Source organism: Microcystis sp. M015S2 (assembly GCF_020245945.1).
Taxonomy (GTDB): domain Bacteria; phylum Cyanobacteriota; class Cyanobacteriia; order Cyanobacteriales; family Microcystaceae; genus Microcystis.
Window position 1 is genome coordinate 26,565 of sequence record NZ_JADBTX010000039.1, and the last position, 12,711, is coordinate 39,275.

Here is a 12,711-nt window from a genome sequence, read left to right on the forward strand (position 1 = left end):
AGCTCTCCAGAGAAACCCTATGACTAGCTTACTGCGCGACTTTTGGTATGTGGCCACACCGGCAAATAAACTGAAACCCGGTCAGCTAATGGCCAAAAAAATGCTAGGTGAACCGATTGTTGTTGGCAGGAGAGAGGATGGAGAAGTGTTCGCATTGCGGGATATTTGCCCCCATCGTGGCATTCCGCTGCACCATGGCTGGATTGAAGGGGATGGGGTGTACTGTTGCTATCATGGCTGGAAATTTAATACTAGCGATGGCGTTTGTTCTGAGATCCCCTCATTAACCGAACACGATCGCCTTGATATTAGCAGAATTTGCGTCACCAGTTATCCCTGTCGCGAAATACAAGGTCATATCTGGGTGTTTATTCCGGCAGACTCAAAAAGAGAAATTAATCGAGAAAATCTGCCTCCTGTGCCGACTATTAGCGATTTTGGCAAACTTACCCCCAAAATAGCCGAAACTATCACTTTTGACTGCAATATTGACCATGCAGTGGTGGGATTGATGGATCCGGCCCACGGTCCCTACGTTCATACTTCTTGGTGGTGGCGCAGCGGTCCGCGCCAATTTCGGGTCAAAGAAAAACAATACGAACCTGTTCCCCTCGGTTTTCGTCTTGCCCCCTATGATATGCCTGTAAGTGCGAAACCTTATAAAATTTTGGGTAATAAAGTATCGATTGAAATTGTTTTTGAATTGCCCTCGGTGCGTACAGAAATACTACGAGGCGACCGCCATTTAGCCTGTGCTTTTACGGCAATTACTCCCATCGATGAAAATCACTGCGAAGTCCATCAAAGTTTATACTATACGATTCCTTGGTTGGCATTTTTAACCCCTCTTTTGCGTTATTTAACCCGACAATTCCTCAAACAGGATCGCGATGTGGTGATTAAACAACAGGAAGGACTTAGTTATCATCCGGCTTTGATGTTAATTGATGATGCCGATACCCAGGCCAAATGGTATTATCGCCTTAAGCAAGAATACGAGAAATCTCAAGCAGAAAAACGGGATTTTGTCAACCCCGTTAAAGCACAGATTTTACGATGGCGCAGTTAGAATTTGATGATTTTATTTAGGTTCTCACTAAGGATTTATTGACACTGGCCTCAATTTGATAAATAGAGGAAAGGACGCTACCTTGATGATTATTGACTAGATCGTATTTGACTTCTTGTAAATAATTAAAAATGGCATCCCGCAGAATCGGTTTTTCTATGTTTACCGTGTGCTGATAGTCCCATAAATCCCAAACTATCAAACCAATTCCCACGATTGGATCGATTAATTCTGCCCCAAAACTACTCGCTACTGCTCCACCGGTTTTAGTCGCAATTTTCGCCCCCGTTTTTCCCGCTAGGGACAAATAAACTGTGCTGCCCACTTTCATCACTGGGATCAGAGATTTAACTCCCAAAGCAGTGGCACCACCGACTAAAAGTTTGATTGATGTGTTAGAAATATTGCCCTCGGTATCTTGAATTGTTATGGCTATATCGCTAAGATAACGGTCCCATTTACCTTGGGGAATTTGATAACTGGCCTGAATATTCTCTAATTCATTGCTTAAATTATTGACATATAAATTAACGGCATCCCTAGTAATTCTCTCTAGACGCAATTGGGCCTCTTGGGGACGAATTACCCGTTTAGTAAACTCGGTTTGAATAGTTTTGGTCAAATTTTCTGCCACTACCTGTTCCGGGGGTGGATTATCTGTATTGACCCAGTGAGCGATCGAGGAGTATAATCCGCTTAAAAAGGCCTTACCCTCAAATTGTTTTTGATTGAAATAGTTAAAATACCAAGGCAGAAAACCCTGATCTACTCTTGTCATCAACTCCTCCACCCATCCCTCAATTTCTCCTAGGGCAAAGCTTTGAGAATTGGCTCTCGCTGTCTGTAAAGCTTGGCTAATTTCTCGATCGATTTTACTGTTAGATTTTTTGGTTATACTGACGGGAACCTCTAGGTTAGTTTCGGTAGCAACCTTAGTTTTTAACGGTTCATTGCCGGCAGTTCCTAGCCAAATTTTCCCTAAAAGAGGCACGATAACCACTAGAACAACTATAGCCCAAATTAACGGGGTGATCGCCTTAATCAGTTGACTGATCGCCTGAATGCGGTTAGTTTTTTCACTATACTGAGGTGGCTCAATATTTTCTTGTGAATCTGGCCTAGAGTTCATCAGCTAACCTACTTAAAATTATTAGATCATCGTTCTCAAAAAACCGCAGAAACCCCAATTTTCCGAGCAGTAAACAGCGAGAGAGCATTATCGGGCAAAAGACAGCCAATACCCGATAAATATCGGCAATTTTAGCGAATTTCTGCCTTCATCCGCTCAAGGGTTTGCTGCATTTGGTCGAACATCATTTGCGGAGTCATACCAAATTGACCTAATTGGGTTTTTAGCTGTTCTACGGTCATTTGGGCGGAAAAATCCTCAGATAACTCAAAACGCTTCATAAATATCTTGTAGCGTTCCATTAACTCCTCCATCCTATCGATAAAGATGATTTTACCCTCTCGATCGAATTTCCCGTACTCGCTGCCCAGTTGTGTGAGAGACTGGTAATCTTCAAATAGCTGTCTAGCTTCCTGTTGAACCACTTCTGAGTCAAAGAATCCCATAATCTTAAAACGGCTTATCGTCGATAGTTATTCTCCCTCCCATTTTATTTTAGCTGGGGAAAAAGTCTAGCTCTGGCCGATTTACGGATTACCGTATTGGGGAAATCGAGAGGATCACAAACGTCCCTCTCGTCCCAGTTTAACCGTTGCCCTAGGGAGTTTAAGATAAAAAGTGAAAAATCAAAAATTGTCCTTTAACTGCTCCACAGTGGCTATTTCGCTAAATTTGGGCTGCAGATCCTATAATTTGCCAAAACGACGATGACGACCCTGATAATCTTTTAAAGCGCGGTGAAATTGTACTCGATCGAAATCGGGCCAGAGGGTGTCGGTAACGTAGATTTCCGCGTAGGCCATTTGCCAGAGTAAAAAATTACTAATTCGCATTTCCCCACTACTGCGAATTAACAGGTCTGGGTTAGGAATCCCGGCAGTATAAAGATACTGTTCAAAGAGAGATTCATCGATCGCTTCCGGGGAGATTAAACCCTGTTGCACCTGACGAGCGATCGCCTGACAAGCTTGTACGATTTCCTCTCGGCCACCATAATTAGTAGCTACCGTAAATTGAATACCGGAATTTTTGCTAGTTTCTGCTTGAGATTTAGCAATTTCCCGTCTTAAAGACTCTGGCAAGGCTGATAAATTACCAATAAAGCGAATTTTAACATTTTCCTGCATCATTTCCTCTAATTCGCGCCGCAAAACCCGCTCGAATAGAGTCATTAAAAACTCTACTTCTTCTAGGGGACGACCCCAATTTTCCGTAGAAAAAGCATAAGCGGTTAAAGCGGGAATCCCCCAGTCACGACAACAGCGCAGCAAGTCCTTTAGTGCATCTACTCCCCGTTGATGGCCCATAATCCGCGGTAAACCACGACTTTTCGCCCAACGACCGTTCCCATCCATAATCACTGCGACGTGCTGAGGCAAACGGTTTTTATCTAAATCCGTAGGTAATTCTGGTGACAAGCTCGGTTTAAGAGTCATTTTCTATCTTTGGGGGTTGCGCTGGGCGAACGGGAGAACTTTTCTAAGATTAGACGACCTTTTAAGCCAATTGTACGCCCTAAACGTCCCCAACTCGGTGCGACCACTTCCCCCTCTCCCGACGGAGAAAACTTCGCTTCGAGAAGCTCTTTTAGTTTACTACTGGTTAAGGGCCGATCCAAATTACCCCCCGACGCGAGGGAAATCGAGCCAGTTTCCTCAGAAACCACAATACAGATACAATTATCTAGCCTTTCGGTAATGCCCATGGCCGCCCGATGACGGGTGCCTAATTGCCTAGAGGTACTGCGCTCCGATAAGGGTAGAATAACACCCGCGGCCACCACTCGATCGCCCCGAATAAATACGGCCCCATCGTGCAGTAAAGTTTTAGTTTGAAAAATAGTTTGAATTAATTCTTTAGATACTTGGCCATTGAGCGTCACCCCCGGATTGACAAACACCTTGGTGTCGAGATTGCCACTGGTTTCTAATACCATCAGCGCACCGGTGCGATTTTGAGATAGATCCTTCACCGCGTCCACTAACTCATCAATGACATTATCGGTCTTGGGAGTGGGGGAACTTTTTTTAAATAATTCCCACACTTGACCTTTGCCCAATAATTCTAAAAAACGGCGGAATTCCGACTGAAAAATCACAGCAATCGCCACGGCTGCCCCTAAAATCAATTTTTCTAGGACTAACCCCAGCAAGCGCAATCCTAGGGCATCGCTAATCACCGAGGCCAGCATTAAATAGATTAGTCCTCGCACCATCCAAAAGGTACGCCGCTCGCCGATAATTAGCAGCAGCATATAGGTAAGGAGGAGAACTAACCCAAAGTCTAGGACTGACAGACCATGGCTGAGAATCCAGGACAATAACCGGCGAGGGTCCAGAAAAAAACCCGACATGGGGGACGATAGCGATGAGGTTTATATCAAGGAGAGTCGATTGGGTAAGCGGTCTTGACGCAGCAAATCCGCCAGATTTTCCCGTTCAAGGATGAGATTGGCTTCTCCGTTTTGGACAATTACCGCCGCCGGACGGGGTAAGCGGTTGTAATTAGACGCCATACTGTAGTTATAGGCTCCCGTGGCTAAAACCACTAAAATATCCCCCGGGTTGGTTTTCGGTAGCGTAATATCCTTAATTAGAATATCCCCAGATTCACAATGTTTTCCAGCTATTGTCACCAATTCCTGACATTCTTGACTCATTTTATTGGCGACCACGGCCCGGTAAACCGATTGATAGGTAATCGGTCGGGGATTATCGGACATTCCGCCATCGACGGCGATATAGGTGCGGATTTCAGGGATTTCTTTGCGATTACCCACTGTATAGGCCGTTACGCAAGCGGTGGCAATCAGAGAGCGTCCCGGTTCGGCAATGAGCAGCGGATAAGCGATACCTCTTTCCTGACAAGCTTTAGCCACTGCTAAGGACACCGCTTGCACCCATTCCTCGATACTTGGGGGGTCATCACTTTCCAGGTAGCGAATTCCTAAACCACCACCGACGTTTAATTGCTCTAGGGGTAAACCCCGTTCTAAACCTAATTTAAACCAGTCTGTCAACACAGCGGCTAAGTCTTGGTGGGGTTGACGTTCAAAAATCTGGGAACCGATGTGAGCGTGTAAACCCAGACAATTCAGCTGCGGATTAGCTAAAACATAGTCAAATACCGCTTCGATTTGATGGGGGTCAAAACCAAATTTACTGTCTAAGTGACCCGTGCGAATATATTCGTGGGTGTGGCACTCGATGCCGGGGGTTAACCGCAACAGTATCGGAATAGAGGTATCAGGACGATTTTCGCCTAATTTAACCAGATTTTCTAACTCTAGCCAGTTATCAACGATAATAATGCAGTTATGCTCGATCGCATATTCTAACTCGGCGATCGATTTGTTATTACCATGAAAGTATATCGGCACATCGGTTTTATTGATCTGGTCTAAAGCGGTTAACACTGTGTGAATTTCTCCGGCCGACACCACATCGAAACCTAATCCCTCCCTAGCGACCACGGCCGATACGGCCAGGCAATTCCACGCTTTCGAGGCATAAATTACCCTAGATTCTCCGGGATAATGAGTCTGGAAACCTTGCAGGTATTGACCACAGGCAGTGCGGAGGGTGACTTCATCGACAATATACAAGGGTGAACCGAAACGTTCCACTAGAGTCGTGACATCACAACCACCGATTTCTAGACAATCGCGGTTATTAACCTTGGCTGTCAGGGGGAACAGGGTTTGATTCGGGGATAGACAATCTTGATAGGCTAAATATTTTTGTCCGGAATTGCTGATTTTAGGTTCGGTTGATAGCATGATCGGTGTTTTTTGTCAAGAAATCGATAATTTTTGTTACAATCTCCGCGCATCCCCGATTCAGTTAAGGGAATTTTGACCGTCGGTGATCTAGATAACCAAAATAGTTCTCTCTTTCACTTTACGACAAGTTTTAACCTTTCTCTGATAAGTAGGGTTTGTGGTTCTTCAACCTTCGTGACCTTTGTGCCTTTGTGGTTCTTCAACCTTCGTGACCTTTGTGCCTTTGTGGTTCAATCATATCTCCTCTCCCCTCTCCCTACTTCCCCCCGCAACGGCTCGACTGAGCGTTCGACAAAAGCTCACGCCGAAGTCTTCGCCGAACGTCGCGCACGAGTTGGTCTCCCCTCTCCCTAATTCATAATTCATAATTCCCACTCCCCTATGCCTTCTAAACAGGATTTAGTATTACTTAACAGACCCAAATTCAGCAAGGGAATACACATATTGTCCCAAAAACTGTTTTTGCGGGGTTTGATTAGAGGTTATGGCTTTTTGTCAACGGGGAATTGCAGGTATGGCGGCTGGGGCGATAATTAGTTTAGCATTAGTGAAAACTTTGAATGGTCATGATTATGATGAAATTATTAGAATGTGTAGTCATTTTTGCCAGTTTACTGAATGTTACACCCGGGATGGCCAATCATTTCCCCCTACAAGTTGTTCAAGCGCCCAATGCCTCTTCGATTCAAGGTTATTGTTTTTCGGTTGCTAATGATGATCTGGATTCTACGGCGAGGATTTATATTCAGGGAAATCAAGTCACGGGTCGGGTAGAAGCTACGATTCAGAACGAACAAGAATCTTATTATACTTCCTATAATCAAACTTTACAAGGAACAAGAAAGGGGAATCAGTTAAACTTAAATATCACGACAGAAATTGAGTTAAGCACCCTAAAAACTCAAGAAATCTGGACGTTAACTTCAGATTCTTTGAATACGGGACGAGTGGTTTATCAAAGACAACCTTGTTTAGTTGCTCAAATCCGGTTTGCACCCGGAACTAATAGCGCCACCGTTAATCAATCGGTTGTGCGAGGGAGTCGAAATATTTATCTCTTAAGAGCAAATCGAGGACAGAGAATGGATATTAACATTACATCGTTAGAAAATAATGCCGTATTTGATGTGATTGCACCGAATGGGGAAATATTGAAAACAGAAGCTACCCAATCTAGTTTAAAATTACCTGCCACTGGAAATTATGAAATAATTGTAGGGGGAACTCGCGGCAATGCCACCTATAAATTAAATGTTAAAATTCAATAAATAATAGTAGGGTGGGTAATGTCCACCTGACGATACTTTATACCAAATAAGAACTGGGAATACTGCCTAGGTCGGAGATGTAAGACCAAAAACTGGGTGTAAGTCGGTTTTGAGGCAATCCCCCGTGACAGAGGAAGTAGTTCACCTTGACTGGAATGTATAACACCCATTTCCTCCTACAGATACCTAGAGAGCGTTTCTGCTCAAATCGACGATCGACTCCTCCCTGACCATTAAGATAACTGTTATTAGTAATTATGGGAAAATAAATCCCCATACCTTATTTCCTCGTGGCACAATAGAGACAAAGTATAAAAAACTTAACAATAAGGAGGGGTTCGATGGTTGCTACACCAGTCAAAACAAAACGTCTCACCCTGCAGGTGGCCGATCTCACCGCAGACACCACCGCTATTCGTTCCCTCGATTGGGATCGCGATCGCTTCGATATTGAATTCGGATTACAAAACGGTACGACTTATAACTCCTATCTGATTCGTGGGGAAAAAATCGCCCTTGTGGATACCTCTCACGAAAAATTCCGTCAACTATATTTTGATAGTCTCAACGGATTAATTAACCCCCAAGAAATCGATTATTTAATTATCAGTCATACCGAACCCGATCACAGTGGGTTAGTCAGAGATATGCTGCAACTCGCTCCCAATATTACCGTCGTTGGGGCAAAAGTAGCAATTCAGTTTTTAGAGAATTTAGTTCATCATCCCTTTCAACGTCAACTGGTCAAAAATGGTGATCAGTTAGACCTAGGCAATGGTCACATTCTCGAATTTGTTAATGCTCCTAATTTACACTGGCCCGATACTATTTTTACCTACGATCACGGTTCGGGAATTTTATTTACCTGTGATGCCTTCGGAATGCACTATTGTTCCGATGATCTTTACGATGAGCAATTAAGTGCTATTGAACCAGATTATCGCTTCTATTATGAATGTTTAATGGCTCCTAATGCTCGTTCGGTACTAGCGGCGATGAAACGGATGGAACCCCTAGGTAATATTAATCTCGTGGCTAATGGTCATGGACCGTTATTAAAACATAATGTTACTGAATTATTGACCCGTTATCGTGATTGGAGTCAGGCACAAACTAAGGCAGAAAAAACCATTGCTGTTTTCTATATTTCCGATTATGGTTATAGTGATCGCCTCTGTCAATCGATTGCTAAAGGTATTACTAAAACCGGTGTAGCTGTAGAAACTTTAGACCTGAAATCTGCCGGTCCCCAAGAGGTAAAAGAATTAGCTTCTTCTGCGGTGGGAATCGTCATCGGTACTCCCCCCGTTTCTGGTATTAATGCCCAAGAAATTACGGGGAATCTAGGCACAATTCTCGCCTCGGTTAACCCCAAACAATACCTCGGAATGTTTGAATGTCAAGGGGGTGATGATGAACCGATTTTACCTCTATTTAATAAGTTTCGTGAAGTTGGCTTAACCAAAGCTTTCGATCCCATTCGTAGCACAGAAACTCCTAACGAGAGTCTCTATCAACGCTGTGAAGAAGCGGGTACAGATATGGGACAACTATTAACCCAAGAGGTAAAAGTTAAACAAAGAAAATCCCTCGATACTGACCTTGATAAAGCCATCGGACGGATTAGCGGTGGTTTATATATTATTACCACCAAGAAAGGAGACAGAAGCGGGGCAATGGTCGCTTCTTGGGTAACTCAAGCAAGTTTTGATCCTCCCGGTTTTACCGTTGCTGTGGCCAAAGATCGGGCGATCGAGTCTTTAATGCAAGTGGGGGATCAATTCATTTTAAATATTCTGGAAGAAGGCAACTATCAAACCCTGATGAAACACTTTTTAAAACGTTTCGGACCGGGGGAAGATCGTTTTGCAGGAGTCAATACTCGTACCGCTAATAATGGTTCCCCAATTTTAGCCGATGCTCTCGCTTATTTAGAATGTGAGGTAGTTAGTCGCATGGAATGTGCTGACCACTGGATTGTTTACAATAAAGTCACCGATGGTCGCGTTTCTAAACCTGATAGTTTAACGGCCGTTCACCATCGCAAAGTCGGTAATTATTATTAGGATTCTTGCTTGATTTGACTGGTTGAGAAAATACAGATCAAACCTCTCAACCAGTTAGGCTGCTTTTGATCAGTAAACAGTGAACCGAAAACTCACCTCTGATCACTGGTAACTGATAACTGTTCCTATGGACTAACCCCCGCAGATTTAAGGGCTTTTTCCATTAAAATTACATGGGTACTGCTTTCCTGTCCCTGGTTGGCAGCACGACGCTGAATATAACTGCCGTCGGATTGTAATTCCCATGCTTGTCGGTTATCTGACAACATAATCCCGAGAATTTCTTCCAGTTCCTTGGCGATCGCTGGTTCATCAATGGGTGTCACTGCTTCCACGCGACGAGTCAGGTTCCGCGTCATCCAATCGGCGCTACCAATATAAACCTCCTCCTGACCACCATTGTAGAAGTAAAAAATGCGGGAATGTTCCAAAAAGCGGCCGATAATGCTAATTACTCGGATATTTTCGCTCACTTCCGGCAATCCAGGTCGTAAACAACAGATGCCGCGAATAATTAAGTCAATCTGCACACCGGCACGAGAAGCGGCGTATAAGGCTTCTATAATCGGTTTATCGACAAGAGAGTTCATTTTTGCGACAATGCGCCCCGTACCGCCATTTTTACAGTTTTTGACCTCGCGATCGATCATTGCTAACATCCGTTTTCGCAAACTCACCGGAGCAATTAAAAGTTTGCGATAGGATTGCTGACGGGAGTATCCGGTCAGAAAGTTAAATAAATCGGTGATATCTGCCCCTAAATCCTCGCGACAGCTAAGTAGGCCTAAATCAGTGTATAATTTAGCCGTTTTTGGGTTATAATTACCCGTGCCAATATGGAAATAACGACGGATTTTATCCCCTTCTTTTCTGACCACGAGAACCACTTTCGTATGGGTTTTAAGACCAACTAAGCCATAAACAACGTGAACTCCGGCTTGTTCGAGCTTTTTCGCCCAATTAATGTTATTTTCCTCATCAAAGCGAGCTTTTAGCTCCACTAACGCCGCTACCTGTTTACCATTTTCCGCCGCTGCAATCAGGGAATTGACAATCGGGGAATCTCCGGAAGTGCGATACAAAGTCATTTTAATCGCTAAAACATGGGCATCATGGGCAGCCTGGGCGATAAACTGTTGTACTGAGGCACTAAAGGAATGGTAAGGGTGATGAACGAGAATATCGTTATTGCGAATTAAAGTAAAAATATCTTCGCCATCCTGTTCTAGGATCCCGTCTTCGTTGCCGTCAACTATTTCTCGCAATCCCTGTAAAACCGGTGGGGTGACAGGATTCCAAGGCGGATCTTTCAGTTCGGGACAGGGTAAAGACAGAAAATAAAATAAATCCTTGTGTCCTAGCAGTCCATCCACATCGTAAACATCGATCTCCTCAAGTCCCAGATCGCGCATAATCCGGTTTTTAATATTGCTAGGGGTAGAACTGTGAATTTCCAGACGTACTGCCGATTTACCGATGCGGCGCTTGCGTACTTCTTCCTCGATCGCTAATAATAAATCATCGGCCTCATCTTCTTCGACGGAGATGTCAGCGTTGCGCGTCACCCGAAAAGGATAACATTCTTGAATGATCATGCCGGGGAAAAGTGCCTCTAAATTGTGCATTACCACCTGTTCAAGGGGTACTCCCGTCCAAATCGAAGCCTTTCCGTCTTGGTGGCGTAATTCCTTGGATAATGCCAGAAAACGGGGGAAAACCTGCGGCACTTTCACCCTGGCAAATAGTTCTTTATCGGTGTCGGGATCGCGAACGACTACGGCTAAATTGAGACTAAGATTAGAAATATAGGGAAAAGGATGACTAGGATCCACCGCCAAGGGAGTTAAAACGGGGAAAATATTTTGTTCAAAGTAATCATGGAGATAATTGCGCTGTTCTTGATGTAAATCCACATAGTTAATCAGATGAATTCCCTGTTCTACTAATAGGTTTTTCAGGGTGTGTTCAAAAAGATGATCCTGCTGTTGCACAAGGGGACGCAGACGTTTACTTATCTCGGTTAGCTGTTCCGAGGCAGTCCTGCCATCGGCACTTAAAACGGCTACATTTGCCTCTACCTGTTGTTTAAGAACTGCCACCCGTACCATAAAAAATTCGTCGAGATTGGCACAAAAAATGGCGGTAAATTTTAATCTTTCTAGTAGGGGAGTCCGAGGATCAAGTGCCTCATAAAGCACACGATGATTAAATTCTAACCAGCTTAATTCTCGGTTAAAGTAATATTGCGAATCTTTAAGATCGATTTCGGAAGTTACGCTAGGAGCTTTAGCCATAGAGTCTAATATCCAAATAATAGATTAAACAGTTAGAAAGAAGCCACTTCAGCCTAAATTTGACTATTTTGGGCGTTTTTTTAGGCTATATTGCCCCAGATTAACCAAAGTTACCCCGATTATCTTGGATGCTAATCCTACTGATTCTAGCCTGACTGGGGGAAAAATCAATTTATTAAAAGGTTAAGAAATCAGTCCCAACAGATCAAGGTTAAATTAATCTTTCAGTGCAATTAGATTTGTTAAAGATCTAGACTTCCCCGTTGACAAAAGGCCATAACCTGTGCTGTGGCAGGGATTAAGAGAATTTGTGCCGCTCGTTACTGGCTACAAATTAAGGAAACCCCTAATAAATCTAACGCTTTCTGTTGCAGAGAAGCCGGTCGAGTTATCTTAGAAAAACGATAACTTCCCTCTCTAATCCTACATTATACTATATTCAAGTAAATCGTACCCAAGTCCTCCAATAGAGTCCGAAAACTATGCACGCGAAAGTTCTCTTGATTCCGTTTTTTTTCTCTCCTTAGATTGCGCCGATTCACTGCGACTGGTTTTAATCACATTCAGGGAACTATAGTCATTTCAATTAAGATTGAGAATATCAATCCCAGAGTTCATAAGGATTTTGTCGGTCTAGACTGTATCAGACTTATCTGAAATGATTATAAGTAGAGCCAACGCAAAGCACTCGCTACGCGAAACCGCATTCTCTGTCTCACAAGAAAAGGTGCTTTATGGTTTATCGCCGGTAAATCGAGCGCTTCGACCGACTACCGACCATAAGCCTACCTTATCACCCCGACAAGTAATACTTTTGTCAACCCCCTTTACAAACCGATACAAAGTCTCTAAGATAGAGACATCATCAAATCAATCGTACCTCGATAACTTAATAGGAATCATAAACCAATGACCACCACCTTACAACAGCGCGAGAGCGCTTCCCTGTGGGAGCAGTTCTGTCAGTGGATCACCAGCACCAACAACCGTCTTTATGTCGGCTGGTTCGGTGTGATCATGATCCCCACCCTGCTCACCGCCACCACCTGCTTCATCATCGCCTTTATCGCCGCTCCTCCCGTAGATATCGACGGTATTCGCGAG

At 43.8% G+C, this 12,711-nt stretch carries 10 protein-coding genes and 2 pseudogenes; 5 read left to right on the forward strand and 7 right to left on the reverse strand.

The features are described from left to right. Positions 1 to 19: 19 nt before the first annotated feature. Positions 20 to 1,069: a Rieske 2Fe-2S domain-containing protein gene (locus IM473_RS08580; RefSeq protein ID WP_287659544.1), complete on the forward strand. Its 1,050-nt coding sequence runs from the start codon at positions 20 to 22 to the stop codon at positions 1,067 to 1,069. Between the two features lie 16 nt (positions 1,070 to 1,085). On the opposite strand, the gene IM473_RS08585 is transcribed toward IM473_RS08580, so the two are convergent. The 5 genes from IM473_RS08585 to lysA all read right to left on the reverse strand — a co-directional run bounded on the left by IM473_RS08585 (position 1,086) and on the right by lysA (position 5,976). Then, complete coding sequence (locus tag IM473_RS08585) at positions 1,086 to 2,198, reverse strand: hypothetical protein (protein ID WP_287659545.1); 1,113 nt, start codon at positions 2,196 to 2,198, stop codon at positions 1,086 to 1,088. Positions 2,199 to 2,329: 131 nt separating this feature from the next. Further along, on the reverse strand, positions 2,330 to 2,644 hold the full coding sequence (locus IM473_RS08590) for a DUF1825 family protein (protein ID WP_002738222.1): 315 nt from the start codon (positions 2,642 to 2,644) through the stop codon (positions 2,330 to 2,332). A gap of 240 nt (positions 2,645 to 2,884) precedes the next feature. After that, positions 2,885 to 3,634, reverse strand: a complete 750-nt coding sequence (gene uppS / locus IM473_RS08595; RefSeq protein ID WP_002801365.1) for a polyprenyl diphosphate synthase — start codon at positions 3,632 to 3,634, stop codon at positions 2,885 to 2,887. After that, positions 3,631 to 4,551: a diadenylate cyclase CdaA gene (gene cdaA, locus IM473_RS08600; protein WP_190718454.1), complete on the reverse strand. Its 921-nt coding sequence runs from the start codon at positions 4,549 to 4,551 to the stop codon at positions 3,631 to 3,633. The genes uppS and cdaA overlap by 4 nt, the downstream gene beginning before the upstream one ends. Positions 4,552 to 4,572: 21 nt before the next feature. Further along, positions 4,573 to 5,976: a diaminopimelate decarboxylase gene (gene lysA, locus IM473_RS08605; protein ID WP_287659546.1), complete on the reverse strand. Its 1,404-nt coding sequence runs from the start codon at positions 5,974 to 5,976 to the stop codon at positions 4,573 to 4,575. 33 nt (positions 5,977 to 6,009) lie between these two features. Here lysA and IM473_RS08610 point away from each other — a divergent pair, with 33 nt between their 5' ends. The 3 genes from IM473_RS08610 (at position 6,010) to IM473_RS08620 (ending at position 9,313) form a co-directional block, all read left to right on the forward strand. Next, positions 6,010 to 6,333 carry a hypothetical protein gene (locus IM473_RS08610; RefSeq protein WP_287659548.1) on the forward strand — a complete coding sequence of 108 codons (324 nt, stop codon included), beginning with the start codon at positions 6,010 to 6,012 and terminating at the stop codon, positions 6,331 to 6,333. A gap of 206 nt (positions 6,334 to 6,539) precedes the next feature. After that, positions 6,540 to 7,247, forward strand: a complete 708-nt coding sequence (locus IM473_RS08615) for a hypothetical protein (RefSeq protein ID WP_287659549.1) — start codon at positions 6,540 to 6,542, stop codon at positions 7,245 to 7,247. 341 nt (positions 7,248 to 7,588) lie between these two features. Then, positions 7,589 to 9,313, forward strand: coding sequence for a diflavin flavoprotein (locus IM473_RS08620; protein WP_287659550.1), 1,725 nt, complete (start codon positions 7,589 to 7,591; stop codon positions 9,311 to 9,313). A 125-nt stretch (positions 9,314 to 9,438) separates the two neighbouring features. Here IM473_RS08620 and ppk1 read toward each other — a convergent pair whose 3' ends face one another. Both ppk1 and IM473_RS22515 read right to left on the reverse strand, forming a co-directional pair. Next, positions 9,439 to 11,607 carry a polyphosphate kinase 1 gene (gene ppk1 / locus IM473_RS08625; protein WP_287659551.1) on the reverse strand — a complete coding sequence of 723 codons (2,169 nt, stop codon included), beginning with the start codon at positions 11,605 to 11,607 and terminating at the stop codon, positions 9,439 to 9,441. Positions 11,608 to 11,927: 320 nt separating this feature from the next. Beyond that, positions 11,928 to 12,147: pseudogene (locus IM473_RS22515) on the reverse strand (IS1634 family transposase); the annotation flags it as partial. 369 nt (positions 12,148 to 12,516) lie between these two features. Here IM473_RS22515 and IM473_RS08630 point away from each other — a divergent pair. Then, positions 12,517 to 12,711: pseudogene (locus tag IM473_RS08630) on the forward strand (photosystem II q(b) protein); the annotation flags it as partial.

Coding starts and splice junctions, on each gene's coding strand:
- IM473_RS08580 (WP_287659544.1), top strand. CDS start 20: ATGACTAGCTTACTGCGCGACTTTTGGTATGTGGCCACACCGGCAAAT.
- IM473_RS08585 (WP_287659545.1), bottom strand. CDS start 2,198: ATGAACTCTAGGCCAGATTCACAAGAAAATATTGAGCCACCTCAGTAT.
- IM473_RS08590 (WP_002738222.1), bottom strand. CDS start 2,644: ATGGGATTCTTTGACTCAGAAGTGGTTCAACAGGAAGCTAGACAGCTA.
- uppS (WP_002801365.1), bottom strand. CDS start 3,634: ATGACTCTTAAACCGAGCTTGTCACCAGAATTACCTACGGATTTAGAT.
- cdaA (WP_190718454.1), bottom strand. CDS start 4,551: ATGTCGGGTTTTTTTCTGGACCCTCGCCGGTTATTGTCCTGGATTCTC.
- lysA (WP_287659546.1), bottom strand. CDS start 5,976: ATGCTATCAACCGAACCTAAAATCAGCAATTCCGGACAAAAATATTTA.
- IM473_RS08615 (WP_287659549.1), top strand. CDS start 6,540: ATGGTCATGATTATGATGAAATTATTAGAATGTGTAGTCATTTTTGCC.
- IM473_RS08620 (WP_287659550.1), top strand. CDS start 7,589: ATGGTTGCTACACCAGTCAAAACAAAACGTCTCACCCTGCAGGTGGCC.
- ppk1 (WP_287659551.1), bottom strand. CDS start 11,607: ATGGCTAAAGCTCCTAGCGTAACTTCCGAAATCGATCTTAAAGATTCG.